Source organism: Rhodosalinus sp. (assembly GCF_046542825.1).
Lineage (GTDB): Bacteria > Pseudomonadota > Alphaproteobacteria > Rhodobacterales > Rhodobacteraceae > Rhodosalinus.
This window is the reverse complement of record NZ_JBKHAQ010000006.1, coordinates 1-20,075: the sequence shown is the minus strand read 5'-3', so window position 1 is coordinate 20,075 and position 20,075 is coordinate 1. Positions and strand designations below refer to the sequence as shown.

Genomic DNA, 20,075 nt, shown 5'->3' with positions numbered 1-20,075 from the left:
CCTGCCCGCCCCATGCCCATCAAGCTGCCCTCCGACCTGCCCGCCTTCGACGTGCTCACGCGCGAAGGGGTCATGGTGATGTCCGAGGACGCGGCGTCGCGGCAGGACATCCGCCCGCTGCGCATCGGTCTGCTGAACCTGATGCCGAAGAAGATCCAGACGGAGAACCAGTTCGCCCGCCTGATCGGGGCCACGCCGCTGCAGATCGAGCTTGTGCTGATCCGCATGACCGAGCACCGCACGCGCAACACCGCGGCCGAGCACATGGAAAGCTTCTATCGCCCCTTCGCCGAGGTGGAGGCCTCCGGCGAAAAGCTCGACGGGCTCATCATCACCGGCGCCCCGATCGAGCATCTGCCCTTCGAGGACGTCACCTACTGGGACGAGATCTGCCGCGTCTTCGACTGGACGCAGAGCCATGTGCATTCGACCTTCGGGGTCTGCTGGGGCGGCATGGCGATGATCCATCACTTCCACGGCGTCGCGAAGCACATGCTGTCGCAAAAGGCCTTCGGCTGCTTCCGGCATCGCAACCTGGCGCCGGCCTCGCCCTACCTGCGTGGCTTCTCGGACGATCTGCTGATCCCGGTCAGCCGCTGGACCGAGATGCGTCAGGCAGAGATCGACGCGGCGCCGGGGCTCGTCACGCTGCTGGGTTCGGACGAAGTGGGCCCCTGCCTGGTCGAGGACGCGAACCACCGCGCGCTCTACATCTTCAACCACCTCGAATACGACAGCGACACGCTGAAGCAGGAATACGACCGCGACGTGGCGGCGGGCACGCCGGTCGCCGTGCCGGTCAACTACTATCCCGGGGACGATCCCGCGCAGAAGCCGGCGAACCGCTGGCGCAGCCACGCCCATCTGCTCTACGGCAACTGGATCAACGAGATCTATCAGTCCACCCCCTACGACCTGCAGGCGATTGGCGCTTAAGGTGATCTTCTGGACGCTCGCTGCGCTCGCCGTGCTGGCGGCCGTGACGCTCTGGCGCGCGCGCGCGCACGAGGCGCGGGTCGAGGAGCGCTGGCCGCCCTCGGGCCGGATCGTCACGGTCGAGGGGCACCCGGTGCATGTGCGCGAGGCCGGAGAGGGACCGCCCGTGGTGCTGATCCACGGCGCAAGCGGCAACCTGCGCGATTTCACCTTTTCGCTCATGGGCCGGCTGGCGCGCGACTACCGGGTGATCGCGCTGGACCGCCCCGGCCTTGGCTACACGCCGCGGCTGGGCAACGGCGGCGCCTCGATCGTGGAGCAGGCCACGCTGTTGCAACAGGCCGCCGAACAGCTTGGGGCGGAGCGGCCCATCGTGCTGGGCCACAGCTACGGCGGCGCGGTGGCGCTGGCCTGGGCCGTGCACCACCCGGAGAGCCTTTCGGCGCTGGTGCCGGTGGCGGCGGCCTCGAACCCCTGGGACAGCCCGCTGTCGCTTTACTACAGGCTCACCTCGCATCCCTGGCTCGGGCCTGTCGCCGTGGCGCTGATCGCCGCCTGGGTGCCCGACCGCGTCGTCGAGCGCGCGGTGGCAGAGGTCTTCGCCCCCCAGCCGGTGCCGGACGGCTACGGCGCCCACTTCGGCCCGGGCCTGACCCTGCGGCGCGCGACGCTGCGGGAGAACGCGCTGCAGCGCGCCTCGATCAACGCCGAGATCCGCACGCTGCACAGCCGATACGGCGAGATCGACGTGCCCACCGAGATCCTGCACGGCGACGCCGACACCACGGTGGGCCTCTCGATCCATTCCGAGCCGCTCTCGCGGCAGATCGAGGGTGCACGGCTGACCGTGCTGGAGGGGATCGGGCACATGCCGCACCACGCGCGCGAAGGCGCGGTCGTCGCGGCCGTGGACCGGGCGGCGGCGCGCGCCGGATTGCGCTGAACACGACAGGCCCCCATTATCGGCCGAAAAGGATGCAGCGATGCCCCTGCCCTTCGATGGCGCGATCACCACCCATTTCCTGAACGAAACGCCGCAGGAGATCCGCGCCGCGATCGAGGGTGCCGGGAAGAACGACCTGATCGGCGCGCATTTCCCCTATACCGAACGGCTGGGAAAGAAGGCCTACAAGGCCCGCCTGGAGGCGCTGCAGATCGAACTCGCCAAGTTGCAGCGCTGGGCGACGGATGCGGGCGCACGCGTCGCCGTCGTGTTCGAGGGCCGCGACGCGGCCGGCAAGGGCGGCACGATCAAGCGGTTCCGCGCCAACATGAACCCGCGTGTGGCCCGGCTGGTGGCGCTGCCCAAGCCCTCTGACCGCGAAGCGACGGAGTGGTATTTCCAGCGCTACGTCGAGCAACTGCCCGCCGCGGGCGAAATCGTGATGTTCGACCGGTCGTGGTACAACCGCGGCGTGGTCGAGCATGTCTTCGACTTCTGCACGCCCGCGCAGCGCGAGCGGTTCTTCCGGCAGGCGCCGGACTTCGAGAGGATGCTGACCGACGCGGGCATCGTGCTGGTCAAGCTCTGGTTCAACGTCGACCGCGCCGAACAGATGCGCCGCTTCCTCGCGCGCGAGCGCGATCCGCTCAAGCAGTGGAAGGTGTCGTGGATCGACGTCGAGGGGCTGAAGCGCTGGGATGCCTATACCGACGCAATCCGCGAGACGCTGAACCGCACCCACAGCCTTCACGCGCCCTGGACCGTAATCCGGTCCGACGACAAGCGCCGCGCCCGGCTGGAGGCGATCCGCGCGGTTCTGGCGCGGATCGACTACGCGCCGAAGGATGACCGCGCCATCGGCGCGAGCGACCCGGCCATCGCGGGCGGGCCGGAGCTTTGGCGGGATGGCTAAGCGCGGCTATCACCACGGCAACCTGCGGCAGGAACTGGTCGAGGCGGCGCTGCGGCTGATCGAGGCGCAGGGCCCGCAGGGCTTCACCCTGTCGGAGGCGGCCAAGCAGGCCGGCGTGACACCGGCCGCCGTCTATCGCCACTTCGAGGGCCGCGAGGATCTGATCGCCGAGGCCGCGCGGCAGGGCTACGAGATCTTCGCAGACGTGATGCAATACGCCTACGACACCGGGCAGCCCTCGGCGCTGGCCGCCTTCGAGGCGTCGGGGCGCGCCTATCTGGCTTTCGCACGCAGGTATCCCGGCCACTACATCGCGATGTTCGAAAGCGGCATCTCGATCAACCGCACGCCGGAACTGGCCGCCGCGGCCGCGCGGGCCTGGGGCGTGTTGCAGCGCGCGGCAGAGGACCTGTCGCAGCACATCCCGCCCGCCAAACGCCCCCCGCCGGCGATGTTCTCGGCCCATATCTGGGCGATGAGCCACGGGGTGGTGGAGCTATTCGCGCGCAACTCGCCCGGCACGCAGTCGCCCTTTCCGCCGGATGACCTGCTGGAAAGCGGCATCGGCGTCTATCTGCGGGGCCTGGGCCTGATCCCGCCGGACGAGTGAGGGTCAGTCGCCGCACGCCCCAGCCTTCGCCCGGATGCCACCCTGCCCGCATCGGAACCACGCGCTCCGGGGTCACGGGTGCCCTCGGCGGCACAGCCGGCGTCCTGGCACGTTGCCTGCATGCCGCGCAGGGTCACCGGGGGACGAGCGCGCAGACGGTCCCGACCCTCTCGAAGCCGCCGGTCCGGAGCGCGATGGCACCGCCGTCCATGCCCGCGCACTCCCGGCCCCCCGGGCTCTGAAGGGAGCGGCAGAGGCCCGCATGGGGCAGCTTTTCAGTCGCCGGACCGGCCAGCACCCCTGACTTGCGCAAAAATGCAAAAGGCCACCCCGCAGGGTGGCCTTGCCGATGCCGGGATGAACGCCTCAGCGCTTCGAGAACTGGAAGCTGCGGCGCGCCTTGCGCTTGCCGTATTTCTTGCGCTCGACCACGCGGCTGTCGCGGGTGAGGAAGCCCGCGGCCTTGAGCGCCGGGCGCAGGGCCGGGTCGTAATACTGCAGCGCGCGGCTGATGCCGTGCTTGACCGCGCCGGCCTGACCGGACAGGCCGCCGCCCTTGACCGTGCACATCACGTCGAACTGATCCTCGACGCCGGCCACCTGGAAGGGCTGGCGCAGGATCATCTGCAGCACGGGGCGCGCGAAGTATTCCTTGATCGGCTTGCCGTTCACCTGCACCTTGCCGGAGCCCGGCTTGATCCAGACGCGGGCCGTGGCGTCCTTGCGCCGGCCGGTCGCGTAAGCGCGGCCAAGCTCGTCGCGCACCGGCTCGCGGGACACGGCAATCTCTTCGACGGGGGGCGTGCCCGCCACCGCTTCGAGGCCTTCGAGGGATTTGATTTCTTCCGCCATCAGCTCGCCATCCGGGTGTTCTTGGGGTTCATCGCCTTGACGTCCAGCACTTCGGGCTGCTGCGCCTCGTGCGGGTGCTCGGCGCCGGCATAGACGCGCAGGTTGGTCATCTGCTGGCGCGCCAGCCGGTTGCCGGGCAGCATCCGCTTGACGGCCTGCATGACCACGCGCTCGGGGTGTGCGCCGGTCAGGATCTGCTCCTTCGTGCGGGACTTGATCCCGCCGGGATAGCCGGTGTGCCAGTAGTGCTTCTCGGCGCGCTTGCGGCCGGTCAGCTGCACCTTGTCCGCGTTGACGACGATCACGTTGTCGCCGCAGTCCATGTGCGGGGTGAAGCCCGGCTTGTGCTTGCCGCGCAGCCGGGTGGCGACGATCGAGGCGAGGCGGCCGAGCACGACGCCTTCGGCGTCGATCACGATCCACTTCTTCTCGATGTCCGCCGGGGTCGCTGAATAGGTCTTCATCCGGGGGTGTCCTTCATCGTAGCTCGCGCGCGCAGGGGTGCGGCCCCTGCCGTCGGGATTGCGCGGTTATACGGATGCGACGCGCACAGTCAAGGGCGGCTGGGCCGCAATATGCGCTTGAAATCAGTAACTTGTAATCTAGGTATCAGAATACCCCAAAATGCCCTGATTTGGGCCCCCTCATTCCGGCCGGCAGATCTCGCCGCTCAGGGCTGCGCGGGCCGTCCGCCACAGCAGCCCGACCACCACCGCGCCGAGCACCGCCAGCGCCGCCGTCCCGATCCAGACATGGGCTGCCGAGCCCGCCAGCTCCCCGTGCCGGAACGACGCGATCGACAGCGCCGCCACCGGGAAGGACAACGCCCAGAAGGACAGCGCGAAGGGCAGCCTGAAAAGCTGCGGCACCTGCACCGCGACCAGCGCGGTGAAGACATAGGCCGCGTTCAGCATCACCCGCGCGAAGGGATCGAGCCCGCCCACCAGCTGCACCCAGGCCAGATAGGCCACCGCCGGCGGCGCGATCAGGATCACCAGCGTGGGAAAGAGCCGCGCGGGCACCGGATCGTGAAAGACCAGACGGTTGAACACCAGCGTCAGCAGGATGATCCAGAAGACGAGACCGGCGGAGAAGAACAGCCACGACACCTCCGGGTGGCCCAGCGGCACGCCGGCGACAGGCACGATCACGTTGCCCACCGCCGGGATGAACCAGGCCGGCGTCAGATGCCCCACCTCAAAGCTGCGGTGCCCGATCCAGCCGGAGACCACGGCAATTGTCAGCACGGCCTGACCGATCACGCCCACCCACCAGACAGCATGTGCCGCCGCAGGCTGTGACGCCATGAGCCCCGTCGCGATCAGCAGCAGCGAGATCGAGATCGCCGGAAAGAAGGCCAGCCGCACGGGGTGGTTCCATTCCCAGGCCACGGCACCGGGATGACGCAGGGCTTTGAGCGCATAGAGCGCGGCGATCCCCGCAAAGGCCGCCAAGGCGATCCACAGCACCGCCTCGGACGCGTTCGCGAGCGCAGGCCACGGCACGCTGCCCGCGTGCAGCGCCAGGCTCAGTCCCATCAGACCCATCACCATGGCAAAGAAGCTTATGGGGAAGTTCTCCAGCCGGTCGGTCTCTCCGGTGTCCGCAGCCGTGTCCTGCATTGTGCTCGCTCCTCGGATCCTCGTGCCCTCCCTCGCGCGCGGCGCCGGGTGTTGCCTTGACGCAAATCAATACCGCCCATGCGAAAGTTCCTGGCTCATGCGCGACGTCGCCCCTTGTGCGACTCGGTCCGCCCTCATAAGTGCGCGTTACGGAAATCGGGGCCGATCCCAACTTCGGATGTCTTCCGGGGGGGCGCTAAGGTACCGGCCGGATTCAATCTGCTGGCTAGAAGGGGAGCGCCATGAAGGACGCCAACCTCTTCCAACTGGGGATCGGTCTGGAGACAGGCGCCCAAATGGAAGACACCGACCGCGGCACTGATGTGCCGCGCACCACCGTTTCCGCACCGCTCGACGTGTTCGACGAGACGCGCGACGATCATTTCATCCGCCGCGACGGGGCCGTCTTTGCCGGCACGCACCTCATCATCGAGGTGGTGGACGGGCACGGCCTTGACGACGAGGCGCGCATCCAGCAGGCGTTCCGCGACTGCGTGGACCGCTGCGGCGCGACGCTTCTGCACATCCACACGCACAAGTTCAGCCCGCAGGGTGTGAGCGGCGTGGCCGTGCTGGCCGAAAGTCACATCAGCGTGCACACCTGGCCGGAGATCGGCTATGGCGCCTTCGACGTCTTCATGTGCGGCGACGCGCAGCCCTGGCGCGCGGTCGACGTGCTGCGGCATGCCTTCGGCACCGCCGACGTGCGCGTCAAGGAGTTGCGCCGCGGCGAAGACGTGGTGGCTGAAGCGGGCATCGCGGCATGACAGACTGGGTGCAGGAGCGGCTCCACCGCGACTACGCGCAGTCGCTGCGCGTCGATCGCATGCTCTACGACAGCGAGACGGACCATCAGCGCCTGAAGGTGTTCGAGAACGCCACCTTCGGGCGTGTCATGACGCTCGATGACGTGGTGCAGGTGACGGAAGCCGACAACTTCATCTATCACGAGATGCTGACCCATGTGCCGATCCTGGCGCATGGCGCGGCGCGGCGCGTCCTGATCGTGGGCGGTGGCGACGGCGGCATGGCGCGCGAGGCGCTGCGTCACGCGAGCGTCGAGCGCGTCACCATGGTCGAGATCGACGCCGGCGTGGTGGAATTCTCGAAAGAATATCTTCCCGCCATCTCGGCCGGCGCCTTCGACGACCCGCGCCTCGAGCTGGTGATTGCAGACGGGGCCGAGTTCATTCGCCGCGAGGGTGCGGCCTACGACGTCATCATCGTGGACTCCACCGACCCCGTGGGACCGGGCGAGGTGCTCTTCACCGACACCTTCTATGGACAGGCGAAGCGCCGGCTGGCGCCCGACGGCATCCTCGTCACGCAGAACGGCGTTCCCTTCCTGCAGGGCGAGGAACTGGCGAACACGATGCGCGCCTTCCGCACGCTCTTTGCCGACGCCTCCTGCTACCTCGCGACGGTTCCCAGCTACGCCGGCGGGCCGATGGCCTTCGGCTGGGGCACCGACGGCCCGGCGCGCGAGACGCCCGCGGAGGTGCTGCGGGGCCGGTTCGAGGCCTCTGGGATCGAGACCGCCTACTACACGCCAGAGGTGCATGCGGGCGCCTTCGCCCTGCCCGGCTATGTGCAGAAACTGCTGCTGTGAGACAGCGGGGGAACGACGGGGCCTTCCGGCCAGGCGGATGCCCTGCGCGGCAAGTGCGGCAAGCTGCGGATCTCAAGCAAAGTGTTCTCCCGCACGCTGCGATGCGGTTTCGGGAAGACCCCGCACCCGGCGTTTCCGCCGGACCTGCAGACGCCGGGCCGCTCCCGGAACGGTCCCCATGGTCGGAAACGACGGTCGCCCCTACCCTGCCCGGCTGACGGCCGCGGTCGGGGCGTCCTCGTCGGCGCCATTCCGGCCGGTCTTTCCCGTGACCACACCCAGCGACTTCAGCTTGCGGTGCAGCGCGCTGCGCTCCATGCCGACGAAGTTCGCGGTGCGCGAGATGTTGCCGCCGAAGCGGTTGATCTGCGTGAGCAGATATTCGCGCTCGAAGGCCTCGCGCGCCTCGCGCAGCGGCAGCGTCGCCACGTCGCCGGACAGCACCACGCGGCCCTCGCCGGGCTGCGGCTGCGGATCCTGCGGCAGTTCGCGCGCCTCGATGGGCCCGGTCCCGTCGCCGAGGATCAGCACCCGTTCGACGAGGTTGCGCAGCTGGCGCACGTTGCCGGGCCAGAGCATCGTCTGCATCAGCGCCACCGCCTCGTCGGTGAGTTCGCGCAGGGGAAGGCCCTGCGCGCCGTTGGCCTCCTGGATGAAGTGGCGGGCAAGCACGGGAATGTCGTCCCGCCGCTCCTCCAGCGAGGGGACGCGGATCGGCACCACGTTGAGCCTGTGGAACAACTCCTGACGGAAGCGGCCGGCGGCGATCTCGGACGCCAGATCCCGGTTCGTCGACGAGATCACGCGCAGGTCCACGCGCACCTTGTCCGTGCCGCCCACGCGCTGAAAGGTCTGGTCGACCAGCACGCGCAGGATCTTCGACTGCGTGCCGGGAGGCATGTCCGCCACCTCGTCGAAATAGACCACGCCACCATGCGCTTCCTCCAGGAGGCCGGGCTCGATCCCGCGCTCGGAGGTCTCGCGGCCGAAGAGCACCTCTTCCATCCGCTCGGGCGCGATGGCCGCGCAGTTCACGGTGACGAAGGGCGCGCCCGCCCGGTTCGACCGCGCATGGACGTAGCGCGCGGCCACCTCCTTGCCCGCGCCGGCCGGGCCGGTCAGCATGACGCGCCCGTTCGACTTCGTGACCTTGTCGAGTTGCGAGACGAGCGCGCGGAACGCCGCGCTTTCGCCGATCATGGTGGCCGCGCGCGTCTCGCGCCGCTTCAGCGCCTGATTCTCGCGCCGCAGCCGCGAGGTTTCCATCGCGCGGCGGATCACCACCAGAAGCTGGTCGATGTTGAAGGGCTTCTCGATGAAGTCGTAGGCGCCCTGCTTGATCGCGGCGACCGCGATCTCGATGTTGCCGTGCCCCGAGATGATGACGACGGGCACGTCCGGGTTGTCGCGCTTGGTGGTCTTGAGGATGTCGATGCCGTCCATCCGGCTGTCCTTGAGCCAGATGTCGAGGATCAAGAGGCCAGGCGGCTCGGCGTTGATCGCCGCCATCGCCTCGTCGGAGGTGCCGGCAAGGCGCACCGAATACCCCTCGTCCTCCAGAATGTCGCCGATCAGTTCCCGGATGTCCCGTTCGTCGTCCACGATGAGAATGTCGCTCATGCGCCCCCCGCTATCTCTTTCTGTTCAATATCCTGCGTCGTCTCCCGCGCGGGCAGCGGCAGGCGGATCACCGCCATCGCGCCCGCGCGGCTCTGCCCTTCGAAGACCGGCGCATCCTGAAGCGAGAGGGTGCCGCCATGCTCCTCGACGATCTTCTTCACGATGGGCAGGCCCAGCCCGGTGCCCTTCTCGCGCGTCGTGACGTAGGGCTCGAAGAGCCGCGCGCGGTCCTCCGGCAGGCCGATCCCCGAATCCGCGATGCGGATCACCGCCTCGCGGGGGTCCGTCTGCATCGTGACCCGGATCACGGCCGCATGATCCTCGGGCGCGCCGCGCTCCTGCAGGGTCTCGATCGCCTCGCCCGCGTTCTTCATCAGGTTGGTCAGCGCCTGCCCGATCATCGTGGCGTCGAGCTCGGCCATCACCGGCCCCTCCGGGATTTCCGTCTCGAAGCGGACGTCGGGCTGGCCCGCCTCCTGCATCGCGACGGCATCCGACAGCAGCCGCGCCAGATCCTCCGCCTTGCGCACGGGCTCGGGCATGCGTGCGAAGCGCGAGAATTCGTCGACGATGCGGCGCAGGTCGCCGGTCTGGCGCACGATGCGCTCGGTCATGTCCGCAAGCTGCTCGGACTCGGCCTCGTCCAGCCTGCCGCCGAACTTGCGGCGGATGCGCTCGGCCGAAAGCTGGATCGGCGTGAGCGGGTTCTTGATCTCATGCGCGATCCGGCGGGCCACGTCGCCCCAGGCGGCCATGCGCTGCGCCGCGACCAGGTCCGTGACGTCCTCGAAGGCCACGACGTAACCCTCCGTGCCGCCGTCGTCGCGCCGCCGGGGCGCGATCCGCACCAGCAGGTTCTCCATCCGTCCTTCGCGGATCACCTTGACCTCGTCCTGCGCCACCGCCACGCGCCCCGAACGCACGCGCTCGAAAAGCGGGCCGAACTCCGGCACGGCCAGCCCGATGGGCAGCGAGCGGCGGCTTTCCTCCCAGCCCAGCAGACGCTCGGCGGATCGGTTCACGAAGGTCACGCGCCCCGAGGAATCGAGGCCCACCACCCCGGAGGTCACCGAGGACAGAACCGAATCGAAGAGCCGGCGCCGGCGCTCGATCTGGCGGGTGTTCTCCAGCAGCGTCTCGCGCTGGGCGTTCAGCTGCCGCGTCATCTGATTGAAGTAGCGGCCCAGCATCGAGATCTCGTCGTCGCCCTCTTCCTCTGGCACCTGCACGTCCAGATCGCCGGTGCCCACGCGCTGCGCCGCGGCCGTCAGCCGGCCCACCGGTCGCGACAGCCGCTCGGCGAACCACAGCCCCAGCCAGACGGCGGCAAGGATCAGGATGGCGGCGAAACCAAGGTAGAGCAGCCCGAACTCGAAGAGCACGCGCCCGCGCTCGTTCTCGAGTTGCTGATAGAGGCGCACGGTCTCCTGCGTCTCGTCCAGCAGGCTGAGCAGGTCTCCGTCCACCTCGCGGCTGACATAGAGCCAGCGGTCGGCGAAAGCGTCGAGCGGGACCAGGGCGCGGAACTCGTTGTTGTCCCAGTCCTCGACGATGGCCACACCCTCTTCGCGGGCGCGGGGAAAGGCCTCTGCCGGTGGCCGCTCGTAATCGAAGAGATAGGACCGTTCGCCGCGCGCGCGGATCTCGCCCGCCCCGTCGATCACGTAGGCCTCGCGCAGACCGCGCTGGATCTGTCCCTGTCCCTGCCCCAGCAACACCCGCAACTCACCGTCACTCATCAGGAAACTGTTGCGCGCCCCGGCGTCCAGATAGTCCGCCAGCGCGTCCGCATCGGTGGCCAGATCCTCGCGATGCTCTTGCTCGTAGGCCTCAGCGGCAGCGAGGCTGGAGCCCACCACGCTGCGCACCCGGTCGGAAAACCAGCCCTCGAGCCCGATGTTGACCGTGAGACCGGCAAAGACGGCGACCGTCACGGCGGGGATCAGCGCCATCACCGCGAAGACGAAGGTAAGCCGCAGATGCAGCCGCGACCCCGCCGAATGGGCGCGCCGCGCCGCGATCATCCGCGCGATGCGCTGGAACACCAGCGCCGCGACCGCCAGGACGTAGACGAGGTCCGCCAGAAGAACGAGCCGCAGGGTCAGCGCGCCGGCGCCCTGGTCCAGCGGCCCCAGCACGAGAAAGGTTGCCAGCGCCAGTACCGGCCCAAGCAGCACCAGGCCCAGCGTCGCCGCATTCTGAATGCGGCGCTGACGCCGCAGCCGGCTCAGCCGTTCCCACGAAAGACGTTGTGCCCCCAAGGCCACGTCCTGCCCTCGCCTCCATTGGGCGCAGCCTGCGCCCATCCGCCAGATGTTGTGGCTGTCTCATGCACGGCGGCCTGTTCACCGCACGCTCGCCACGGGCCTGTTGCCCTTTTACATCAATTTGCGGCGACGTGTCACGTTAATCTCGAGGTCGGTGATCTTCTTGCGCAATGTATTGCGGTTTATCCCGAGCAGATCGGCACATTTCGCCTGATTTCCGCCGGTGGCCTCGAGCGCGATCTCGATCAGCGGCGCCTCCACCTCGCGCAGGATGCGCTGATACAGGCCCGGCGGCGGCAACGTCGCGCCATGCAGGTCGAAGTAGCGCCGCAGGTGCCGCGCCACGGAGGCGGAGAGCTTTTCGCTCTCGGTACCGCGGCCGCGCAGCACCGGCTCGGTCTCTGGCTGGTCGCCCAGCACCTGCTCGACTTCCGGGCGTGTGATCTCGTCGGCCCGTGAGGTCAGCACCAGCCGCCGCACGGCATTCTCCAGCTGCCGCACGTTGCCCGGCCAGCTGTAGACGCGGAAAAGCTCCTCGGCGTCCTTCGACAGCCGCCGGCGCGAGAGCCCGTCGCGCTCGGCCCGCGCCAGGAAATGCTCGGTCAAGAGCGCGATGTCCTCGACCCGTTCGCGCAGGCTGGGCACATGGAGCGTGGCCCCGGTGAGCCGGTAGTAGAGGTCGCGCCGCACCCGCCCCTCTTCCATCGCGCGCGACAGGTCGCCCTGGCTGGTGGCCATGAATCGCGGCACATGTTCACCCGGCGAGTCGATCATCCGCACGATGCGGGCCTGCACCTCGTCCTCCACGTCGCCGATCTCGTCGATCAGCAGCGTGCCCCCCTTCACCCGCGCCAGCACGCGCTGCGGCGCCTCCAGCTCGCGCAGATCGGCCCCCGTCACCGTCACGAAGGGCAGCGTGCGGCGGTCGGAAAAATCGTGGATGGCCCGCGCGATCAGCGACTTGCCGGTGCCCGATTCGCCGGTGATCAGCACCGGAAGATCCGCGTTCATCACCTTGGCGATCAGCCGGTAGAGCGCCTGCATCGCCGGCGTGCGGCCCACCAGCGGCAACTCTCCGTCCTCGGCCGCGGGCTCGTCCACCGGGACGGAGGGCGCGCGCCGCCTGTTCTCCAGCGCCCTGGCCGTGCGCTTCATCAGGTCCGGCAGGTCGAAGGGCTTGGGCAGGTAGTCGTAGGCCTCTGCCTCGGCCGCCTGGATCGCGGTCATGATGGTGTTCTGCGCGCTGATCACGATGACCGGCAGGCCGGGCCGGTCCTGCGCGATCTTGGGCAGCATCTCCAGCCCGTTGCCGTCCGGCATCATCACGTCCGAGATCACCACGTCGCCCTTGCCCTCGGCCACCCAGCGCATCAGCGTGGTCAGCGACGAGGTCGCGTGCACCTTGCAGCCGGCGCGCGTGAGCGCCTGGGTCAGCACGGTGCGGATCGTGCGGTCGTCGTCGGCGACGAGAACGGTGCCGTCCATCAGCGGGTCTCCTTCGGTTCGCGCGGCGCGCGCGGCAGGGAAATGCGGAACACGGTGCGGCCCGGCGCGGAGGACACGGAGATCCAGCCGCCGTGGTCCGACACGATCTTGGACACCAGCGCGAGGCCAAGGCCGGTGCCGTTCTCGCGCCCCGAGACGAAGGGATCGAAGATGTCGCCCTCGAGATCCGCGGGCAGGCCCGGGCCGTCGTCGATCACTTCGATCTGCAGCGGCAGCGACTGCCCGTCGCCGTCGGCCCGCCGCAGCCGGAAACTGTGCTCGTAGTAGGTGTGCAGCCGAACGGTTCCACCAGCGGGATCAGAGGCTTCCGAGGCGTTCTTCAAGAGGTTCAGGATCACCTGCAACAGCTGGTCCGGATCGCCCTGCGCGAGCGGCAGCGAGGGGTCGTAATCCTCGACGATCTTCATGTGCGCGCCGAAGCCCAGCAGCGCGGAGCGCCGCGCACGGTCGAGAACGTCGTGCACGTTGACGGGCTGCATCGTCGGCGGCCTCGTGTTGCCGAACTGCTCGACCTGTTCGAGCAGCTTCAGGATGCGCCGGGTCTCGGCCACGATGAGGTCGGTCAGTTCCAGATCGTCCTTCGACAGGTTCATCGACAACAGCTGCGCCGCGCCGGTGATGCCGGCGAGCGGGTTCTTGATCTCGTGCGCCAGCATCTCCGCCATGCCGATCGCGGACTTGGCGGCGGATTTCACCGAATGACTCTTGGTCAGCCGCCCGGCCAGTTCGCGCGGCGAGATGACAAGGATCATCGCGCCCGCCGGTCCGCCCAGCGGCGCGATCTGCAGGTTGCACTGCATCGGCGGGCGGTCGCCGGTGCCCACATCCACGTCGTTGACGAAAAGGGGCGTGCCGTTCTCGCGCGCGCGGCGAAAGCTCTCCTCCATCGGCGCGTCAACCATCAGCCGGTCCCAGACCGGGGCGCCGAGCAGCGCGCGCTCGGAGGCGTTGAAGAAATTCTCGGCGGCCGGGTTGGCGCTGGCGATGCGATCCTCCGCATCGAGCACCAGGCCCGGCACCGGCAGGGCGCCCCAGATCGCCGCCTCGTCGATCATGCGGCGGCGGTCAGGCGCGCGGCGCAGGCCTGCGGTATCAGGCGCAGCACCTCGCCCGGATCGGCCGTCAGCACGCGGCGGCGCAGATCGGCTGGCGTGCCCGCACGATCCATGTACCAGCCCAGATGCTTGCGCACGACCCGCGCGCCCAGCGCACTTCCGTAAAAGGTGAGCGCCGCCTCGTAATGCCCTGCTATCATGTCGGAAAACGCGCGTCCCACAGGAACGGCGGGGGCCGGACCACCGGCCAGCGCGGCGGCAATCTCGGCCACCCGCCAGGGCGCGCCCTGCGCGCCGCGGCCCACCATCACGCCCGCCGCGCCCGAGGCCGCGAGCGCCGTGCGCGCCTCTTCCGGCGTGGTGATGTCGCCATTGGCGATCACCGGGATCGAGACCGCATCGACCACCCGCCGGATCGCGCGCCAATCGGCCCGCCCCTTGTAGAACTGGCAGCGGGTGCGCCCGTGAATGGTGATCATCCGCACGCCCGCGGCCTCGGCCTTGCGCGCGATCTCGGGCGCGTTGAGCGCGTCCTCGTCCCAGCCCAGACGTGTCTTCAGCGTGACGGGGACCGACACCGCGCCCACCACCGCCTCGATCAGCCGCAGGGCATGGTCCGGTTCGCGCATCAGCGCCGAGCCCGAAAGGCCGCCCACCACCTTCTTCGCCGGGCACCCCATGTTGATGTCGATGATCGGGGCGCCGTTCGCTTCCGCCATGCGTGCGGCCTCGGCCATCCAGTGCGGGTCGCGGCCGGCCAGTTGCACCGCCGTGTCGGCACGCCCCAGGCCCAGTTCAGCCCGCTCGCGCACGCCGGGCTTGGCCTGCACCATTTCCTGACTCGCCACCATCTCGGACACCACGAGGCCGGCACCGAACCCCGCCACGAGGTCGCGGAAGGGACGGTCGGTGATTCCCGCCATCGGGGCCAGGACCACGGGGGGGTCGAGTCGTCTGTTGCCGAGCGTGATCGTCACCTGCCTAATCCTTGTGCACGCGCTCAGAGCTAGGCTATGCCGGCGCTTGCGGCAAGTTCGCGGGCCGAAAAGCCACCCGGAGACGCGAGTGCTGCACAATTCTTGGGCGTGTGCGCGCGGGCTTTGCCTCCTGCCTCGGGCAGGGTAGACAGAAGCGGACCTGAACGGGATCGCGATGCATACAGCCGCTCTCATCGTTGCCGCGGGCCGCGGTCGCCGCGCAGGCGGCGGTCGGCCCAAGCAATGGCGCGCGCTGGCCGGGCGGCGGGTCGCGGACTGGACGCTGGCGGCCTTCGCCACGCATCCGGCAATCGCCGAGGTGGTCCTGGTCATCCATCCCGACGACGCGACCGAGGTGCCCGAGGGACTGCGCTGGGTCCCCGGTGGCGAGACGCGCGACGCCTCGGTGCGCGCAGGACTGGAAGCCCTGGCAAGCGGCGGCGCGACGCATGTCCTGATCCATGACGTTGCGCGCCCCTGTGTGTCGCGCGCGGTGATCGACTCGGTGGTGGCGGCCCTCCGCAGGCACGACGGCGCGGCGCCCGCCCTGCCCGTGACGGACGCCCTGTGGCGCGGAACCGGCGGCATGGTGACAGGGACGCAGGCGCGCGACGGCCTCTACCGCGCACAGACGCCACAGGGTTTCCGGCTCGACGCCATTCTTGCGGCCCATCGCGCGCATCCGGGCGGTGCGGCCGACGACGTGGAGGTGGGTCGCGCCGCGGGGATCGAGGTGGCGATCGTGGCCGGCGACGAGGCCAATCTGAAGATCACCATTCCGGAGGATTTCGAACGTGCGGAAAGACACTTGCGAGGCGAAATGGATGTAAGGACCGGCAATGGCTTCGACGTGCACGCCTTCGGGTCGGGCGATCATGTGATCCTCTGCGGTGTGCGCATCCCGCACGAGCGGGGCCTCGAGGGGCATTCGGATGCCGACGTGGGCATGCATGCCTTGACCGACGCGCTCTACGGCGCGCTGGCAGAGGGCGACATCGGCCGGCACTTCCCGCCATCCGACCCGCAATGGAAGGGCGCGGATAGCCGCGTGTTCCTGCGCCATGCCGGAGAACTCGTGCGCACCCGCGGCTTCGCCGTCGCCAACGCCGACGTCACGCTGATCTGCGAACGCCCAAAGATCGGGCCGCATGCCACTGAAATGCAGGCGGAACTCGCGCGGGAACTGCAGATCGAGACGTCCCGCATGAGCGTCAAGGCCACCACCAGCGAACGGCTGGGCTTCACCGGGCGCGAGGAAGGCATCGCCGCGCTCGCCACCGTCACCCTGCTCGCGCCATGACCTTCACACGCGCCGTCGCCACGCTCTTCGGCCTGGGCTATCTGCGGCCCGGCCCCGGCACCTGGGCCTCCGCCGCCGCACTGCCCCTGCTATGGGCGCTGCATGTCCTGGGCGGCTTTGCGGCGGTCTTCCTTGCCACCCTTGCGGTGACGGCGATCGGCTGGTGGGCCGTCGCCCGCGCGACCGCGGAGGCCGACGACAAGGACCCCTCCGAGATCGTGATCGACGAACTGGCCGGCCAGTGGCTGGCGCTCTGGCCCGTTTCGGCGGGCGCGGCGGTGTCCGGGGCGCCGGTGCTCGCGCTCTGGCCCGGCTGGGTCGCGGGCTTCGTGCTGTTCCGGCTTTTCGACATCCTCAAGCCCGGTCCGGTGGGCTGGGCCGACCGGCGCCCGGGCGCAACGGGCGTCATGCTGGACGACCTGATCGCGGGACTGATGGCGGCAGCCGGAACCGTCGCGCTCGCCGCCCTGTTCCACCTGTGGCTCATGGCCTGAGGGACGTTTGCGATGACCACGCCGGACATGCTGCTCGTTCGCTACCGCGACGCCGGGCTGCGGATCGCCACCGCCGAAAGCTGCACCGCCGGTCTGCTCGCAGCGCGGATCACCGAGGTGGCGGGATCGTCGACGATCTTCGACCGCGGGGTCGTGACCTACACCAACCGCTCGAAACAGGACCTGCTGGGCGTGGCGGCAGAGACGCTGGACGCGCATGGCGCGGTGTCCGAACCCGTCGCGCGCGAGATGGCCGAGGGGATGCTCGCGCGGTCGGAAGCGGATGTCGCCGCCGCGATCACCGGGATCGCGGGCCCCGGCGGCAGCGACGCGAAGCCCGAAGGCCGCGTCTGTTTCGCAATCGCCCTCCGCGAGGGCGACACTCGGACCGAAACGCAGGAGTTCGGGCCGCTGGGGCGCAAGAACGTGCGCCGCGCGGCCGTGGATCACGCCATGTCGCTGCTCGACGCGGCGGTAGGCGAGCCCTCTCCGTAAAGCGCCTTCGCGCGCGCTTCGAAGGCCCGCACGATCCGCTGCATCGCCTCGTAGAAGAAGAGGCCCGCGGCGCTTTGAAGCAGCCGGTTCCTGAACTCGAAATCCACCGAGAAATGCACCCGGCAGCCGCCATCGGCCTCTTCGAATCGCCAGCGCGACTGCATGTGCCTGAACGGCCCTTCGAGGTATTCGGTATTGATCACCCACTCGCCGGGCCAAAGCTCGACCCGGCTGCCGAAGCGTTCGCGGAACACCTTGAACGAGATCACGAGGTCGGCCTCCATCACCTCGCCATGCTCGCCGCCCGGCCCGGTCACCGGCGTGCGCGAGCGCACGCGCGCGGCCGCCGTCCATGGCAGGAACTCCGGATAGCGGTCCACGTCCGCGACCAGATCGTACATCTGCTGCGGCGTGTAGGGCAGCGTCCGGGTTTCGGAATGGGCGGGCATCGGCTGGGGTCAGTTCCTCCGTGACAGTGGCGCCCGATGTCGTATGCTCCGCCCGCGAATTCAAGGGGGGCGGGATGGGGCAGCGTCCTTATGTCATCGACGAGATGATCTCGGCCAAGTCGATCGCGGCGCGCATCGAGGCGCTGGCGCACGAGATCGAGGCGGAGTTTCAGGGCACCGACAAGCTGGTGGTCGTGGGCCTCTTGCGCGGGTCCTTCGTGTTCATCGCGGATCTCGTGCGCGAGCTCGACCTGCCGGTCGAGGTGGATTTCCTTGAGGCGTCGTCCTACGGCAACGCGATGGAAAGCTCGCGCGAGGTGCGCATCCTCAAGGATCTGCGCGGCGAGATCGAGGGGCGCGACGTGCTGGTCGTCGAGGACATCGTCGATACCGGGCACACGCTGGCGCATGTTCTGACGCTGCTGCGGGCGCGGCGGCCCCGAAGGCTCAAATGCATCGCCCTGCTCGACAAGCCTGCGCGGCGCGAGGTCGAGGTGCACGCGGACTGGACCGGCTTCGAGATTCCGGACGAGTTCGTCGTGGGCTACGGCATCGACTACGCCCAGCGGAACCGGAACCTGCCCTATATCGGCAAGGTTCGATTCACCTGATGCTGCCGATGCACTGGTTCCTGCGGATGTATCGCTGGGTGCGGCATCCGCCGTCCAAGGCCTTTCGCTGGACCGTGGGCGTCGTGGTTCTGGCCGCGGTCGCCATCACGGGGCTCGAGGCGCTGTTTGGCACCCCCGACTGGATGGAGCTGAACCCGCGGCCGCGCCATATCCCCGCCCTGCGCTGACGTGCGCGCGGGGCCTGCCTGTTCCGGACAAGATTCTTTCGCATTGTGTCGTGCAATTGCTACGATCTTGCGGCACCCTGCATGCTCCGATGTACGTCCTGAAAGGGAGACGACAAAATGACGTTCAAGACCGGGATTATCAGCCTCGCCACAACCGTCGCGCTGGTCGCGCCCGCCGCCATGGCGCAGGACGATTTCGAGGCCCAGCTCAAGGCGCGGCAGGGCCAGTTCCGCATCATGGCGCTCAATCTGGGCGTGCTGGGGGGCATGGCGCAGGGCAAGATCGATTACGACGCCGAGCGCGCGCAGGCGGCGGCGGATACGCTGGTGGCGGTGTCGAACATCGACCAGTCGCTGCACTGGCCCGAGGGCAGCGATTCGATGACGCTGGACGGCACGCGCGCCGAACCCTCGATCTGGGACGACAATGCAGACTTGTTGGCGAAATGGTCGGATTTCGGCGAGGCCGCGCAGGAGATGCAGGCCGCGGCCGGCGGCGGGGTCGAGGCGATCGGACCGGCGCTGCAGCAGGTGGGCGGCACCTGCAAGGCCTGCCACGATGCGCACCGCACCCCGGAAGACTGATCCGGCAGCATGCGCCGGCTGTTCACCATCCTGATCGGGCTCGCCGTCGTCCTTGCGGCGGCGGGCTGGTTCCTGAGCGCGCCCGCCCGCCTGCCGGCTTCGGCGACCGAAGGGCTGGAGGGCGACGCCGACCGGGGCGAGGCGGTCTTTCTCGCCGGCGGCTGCGCCTCCTGCCACGCGGCGGAGGATGCCGAGGACGAGGATCGGCGCGTGCTGGCCGGCGGGGTCCGGCTGGAGTCCGATTTCGGCACCTTCGTGGCGCCCAATATCTCGCCCGACCCCGAGGCCGGGATCGGGGACTGGACGCTTGCGCAGTTCGCCGACGCGATGATGCGCGGCGTTTCGCCCGACGGGCAGCACTATTACCCCGCCTTCCCCTACACGGCCTACGCGAAGATGCAGACGCAGGACGTGGCCGACCTCTGGGCCTTCCTGCAGACGCTGCCGCCCTCGGACGTGCAGAGCGCGGCGCAGGAGGTGGAATTTCCCTATACCCTGCGGCGCGGGATCGGGCTGTGGAAGCGGCTCTATCTCGAAGAGGAGTTCGTGATGTCGCATGCCGGCACCGATGAGCTGGAGCGCGGGCGCTACCTTGTCGAGGCGCTGGCGCATTGCGCCGAGTGCCACACGCCGCGCGACCGCTTCGGCGGGCTCGACCCGGCGCGCTGGATGGAAGGCGCGCCCAACCCCTCCGGCCGCGGCCGGATTCCGGCGATCACGCCTGACGAACTGGACTGGAGCGCGTCGGACATCGCCTGGTACCTCGAATCGGGCTTCACGCCGGATTACGATTCGGCCGGCGGGACGATGGCGGACGTCGTCACCAACCTGGCGCAACTGCCCGCCGCCGACCGGGAGGCGATCGCCGCCTACCTGCTGGCACTTGACTGAGGCGCCGCGGGCAACCCCCTGACGCCGGGAAAGAAAAACGGGGGGCCGATGGCCCCCCAGTCTCGCCGTTCAGGCTCTTCCATTGACCGCTCGGTAGTGTTCTTGCCTGCGGCCTGAACGTCGTCGGGGGCGGGCGCACCCGCCCCGTGACC

General features: G+C 69.0%; 22 protein-coding genes. 13 read left to right on the top strand and 9 right to left on the bottom strand.

Annotated features, from left to right (window positions below):
• The first annotated feature begins 12 nt into the window (after window positions 1–12).
• Genes metA through ACLFOB_RS01730 form a run of 4 tightly spaced genes read left to right on the top strand, consistent with a single transcriptional unit; the run spans window position 13 to window position 3,402 of the window.
• The gene (gene metA, locus ACLFOB_RS01745) at window positions 13–936 is read left to right on the top strand and encodes a homoserine O-succinyltransferase (protein WP_410915536.1); all 924 of its coding nucleotides are present in this window, start codon (window positions 13–15) and stop codon (window positions 934–936) included.
• A 1-nt stretch (window position 937) separates the two neighbouring features.
• Window positions 938–1,879: an alpha/beta fold hydrolase gene (locus ACLFOB_RS01740; RefSeq protein WP_410924538.1), complete on the top strand. Its 942-nt coding sequence runs from the start codon at window positions 938–940 to the stop codon at window positions 1,877–1,879.
• Window positions 1,880–1,919: 40 nt separating this feature from the next.
• The gene (gene ppk2, locus ACLFOB_RS01735; protein ID WP_410924536.1) at window positions 1,920–2,792 is read left to right on the top strand and encodes a polyphosphate kinase 2; all 873 of its coding nucleotides are present in this window, start codon (window positions 1,920–1,922) and stop codon (window positions 2,790–2,792) included.
• Window positions 2,785–3,402, top strand: a complete 618-nt coding sequence (locus ACLFOB_RS01730) for a TetR/AcrR family transcriptional regulator (protein WP_410915533.1) — start codon at window positions 2,785–2,787, stop codon at window positions 3,400–3,402. The genes ppk2 and ACLFOB_RS01730 overlap by 8 nt, the downstream gene beginning before the upstream one ends.
• Window positions 3,403–3,768: 366 nt before the next feature.
• Here ACLFOB_RS01730 and rpsI read toward each other — a convergent pair whose 3' ends face one another.
• From rpsI to ACLFOB_RS01715, 3 genes are all read right to left on the bottom strand, one after another.
• On the bottom strand, window positions 3,769–4,254 hold the full coding sequence (gene rpsI / locus ACLFOB_RS01725; RefSeq protein ID WP_410915532.1) for a 30S ribosomal protein S9: 486 nt from the start codon (window positions 4,252–4,254) through the stop codon (window positions 3,769–3,771).
• Window positions 4,254–4,718, bottom strand: a complete 465-nt coding sequence (rplM, locus tag ACLFOB_RS01720) for a 50S ribosomal protein L13 (protein WP_410915531.1) — start codon at window positions 4,716–4,718, stop codon at window positions 4,254–4,256. The genes rpsI and rplM overlap by 1 nt, the downstream gene beginning before the upstream one ends.
• A 180-nt stretch (window positions 4,719–4,898) precedes the next feature.
• Window positions 4,899–5,876, bottom strand: coding sequence for an SLAC1 anion channel family protein (locus tag ACLFOB_RS01715; RefSeq protein ID WP_410915530.1), 978 nt, complete (start codon window positions 5,874–5,876; stop codon window positions 4,899–4,901).
• Between the two features lie 242 nt (window positions 5,877–6,118).
• Between ACLFOB_RS01715 and speD the strand changes: the two genes are divergently transcribed.
• Both speD and speE read left to right on the top strand, forming a co-directional pair.
• Window positions 6,119–6,643: an adenosylmethionine decarboxylase gene (gene speD, locus ACLFOB_RS01710; protein WP_410915529.1), complete on the top strand. Its 525-nt coding sequence runs from the start codon at window positions 6,119–6,121 to the stop codon at window positions 6,641–6,643.
• On the top strand, window positions 6,640–7,485 hold the full coding sequence (speE, locus tag ACLFOB_RS01705) for a polyamine aminopropyltransferase (RefSeq protein WP_410924534.1): 846 nt from the start codon (window positions 6,640–6,642) through the stop codon (window positions 7,483–7,485). The genes speD and speE overlap by 4 nt, the downstream gene beginning before the upstream one ends.
• Window positions 7,486–7,686: 201 nt before the next feature.
• Here the strand turns inward: speE and ACLFOB_RS01700 are convergent, their stop codons facing one another.
• The 5 genes from ACLFOB_RS01700 to dusB form a co-directional block, all read right to left on the bottom strand.
• The gene (locus ACLFOB_RS01700; RefSeq protein WP_410915527.1) at window positions 7,687–9,105 is read right to left on the bottom strand and encodes a sigma-54-dependent transcriptional regulator; all 1,419 of its coding nucleotides are present in this window, start codon (window positions 9,103–9,105) and stop codon (window positions 7,687–7,689) included.
• Window positions 9,102–11,411 (bottom strand): ATP-binding protein, encoded by a 2,310-nt coding sequence (locus tag ACLFOB_RS01695; RefSeq protein WP_410924532.1) that lies wholly within the window; start codon window positions 11,409–11,411, stop codon window positions 9,102–9,104. The genes ACLFOB_RS01700 and ACLFOB_RS01695 overlap by 4 nt, the downstream gene beginning before the upstream one ends.
• Window positions 11,412–11,483: 72 nt before the next feature.
• A complete protein-coding gene (locus ACLFOB_RS01690) occupies window positions 11,484–12,857 on the bottom strand; it encodes a response regulator (protein WP_410924531.1) in 1,374 nt (457 codons plus the stop codon).
• The gene (locus ACLFOB_RS01685; RefSeq protein ID WP_410924529.1) at window positions 12,857–13,933 is read right to left on the bottom strand and encodes a two-component system sensor histidine kinase NtrB; all 1,077 of its coding nucleotides are present in this window, start codon (window positions 13,931–13,933) and stop codon (window positions 12,857–12,859) included. The genes ACLFOB_RS01690 and ACLFOB_RS01685 overlap by 1 nt, the downstream gene beginning before the upstream one ends.
• Window positions 13,930–14,910: a tRNA dihydrouridine synthase DusB gene (gene dusB / locus ACLFOB_RS01680; RefSeq protein WP_410924527.1), complete on the bottom strand. Its 981-nt coding sequence runs from the start codon at window positions 14,908–14,910 to the stop codon at window positions 13,930–13,932. The genes ACLFOB_RS01685 and dusB overlap by 4 nt, the downstream gene beginning before the upstream one ends.
• Before the next feature lie 175 nt (window positions 14,911–15,085).
• Between dusB and ACLFOB_RS01675 the strand changes: the two genes are divergently transcribed.
• Genes ACLFOB_RS01675 through ACLFOB_RS01665 form a run of 3 tightly spaced genes read left to right on the top strand, consistent with a single transcriptional unit; the run spans window position 15,086 to window position 17,199 of the window.
• Window positions 15,086–16,210, top strand: a complete 1,125-nt coding sequence (locus ACLFOB_RS01675) for a bifunctional 2-C-methyl-D-erythritol 4-phosphate cytidylyltransferase/2-C-methyl-D-erythritol 2,4-cyclodiphosphate synthase (protein WP_410924525.1) — start codon at window positions 15,086–15,088, stop codon at window positions 16,208–16,210.
• Window positions 16,207–16,704 carry a phosphatidylglycerophosphatase A gene (locus ACLFOB_RS01670; protein ID WP_410918522.1) on the top strand — a complete coding sequence of 166 codons (498 nt, stop codon included), beginning with the start codon at window positions 16,207–16,209 and terminating at the stop codon, window positions 16,702–16,704. The genes ACLFOB_RS01675 and ACLFOB_RS01670 overlap by 4 nt, the downstream gene beginning before the upstream one ends.
• Window positions 16,705–16,716: 12 nt before the next feature.
• Entirely contained in the window at window positions 16,717–17,199 is a 483-nt protein-coding gene (locus ACLFOB_RS01665; protein WP_410924524.1) for a CinA family protein, read from the top strand.
• On the opposite strand, the gene ACLFOB_RS01660 is transcribed toward ACLFOB_RS01665, so the two are convergent.
• Window positions 17,151–17,648 (bottom strand): type II toxin-antitoxin system RatA family toxin, encoded by a 498-nt coding sequence (locus ACLFOB_RS01660; RefSeq protein ID WP_410924523.1) that lies wholly within the window; start codon window positions 17,646–17,648, stop codon window positions 17,151–17,153. The two genes, ACLFOB_RS01665 and ACLFOB_RS01660, sit on opposite strands and share 49 nt — an antisense overlap.
• A 74-nt stretch (window positions 17,649–17,722) precedes the next feature.
• On the opposite strand from ACLFOB_RS01660, the gene hpt reads away from it, so the two are divergent.
• The 4 genes from hpt to ACLFOB_RS01640 all read left to right on the top strand — a co-directional run bounded on the left by hpt (window position 17,723) and on the right by ACLFOB_RS01640 (window position 19,923).
• Window positions 17,723–18,259, top strand: coding sequence for a hypoxanthine phosphoribosyltransferase (hpt, locus tag ACLFOB_RS01655; RefSeq protein WP_410924522.1), 537 nt, complete (start codon window positions 17,723–17,725; stop codon window positions 18,257–18,259).
• A gap of 8 nt (window positions 18,260–18,267) precedes the next feature.
• Window positions 18,268–18,447 (top strand): hypothetical protein, encoded by a 180-nt coding sequence (locus tag ACLFOB_RS01650; RefSeq protein ID WP_410924521.1) that lies wholly within the window; start codon window positions 18,268–18,270, stop codon window positions 18,445–18,447.
• A gap of 117 nt (window positions 18,448–18,564) precedes the next feature.
• Window positions 18,565–19,032 (top strand): c-type cytochrome, encoded by a 468-nt coding sequence (locus ACLFOB_RS01645; RefSeq protein WP_410917198.1) that lies wholly within the window; start codon window positions 18,565–18,567, stop codon window positions 19,030–19,032.
• 9 nt (window positions 19,033–19,041) lie between these two features.
• Entirely contained in the window at window positions 19,042–19,923 is an 882-nt protein-coding gene (locus tag ACLFOB_RS01640) for a c-type cytochrome (RefSeq protein WP_410924520.1), read from the top strand.
• The last annotated feature ends 152 nt before the right edge of the window (window positions 19,924–20,075 follow it).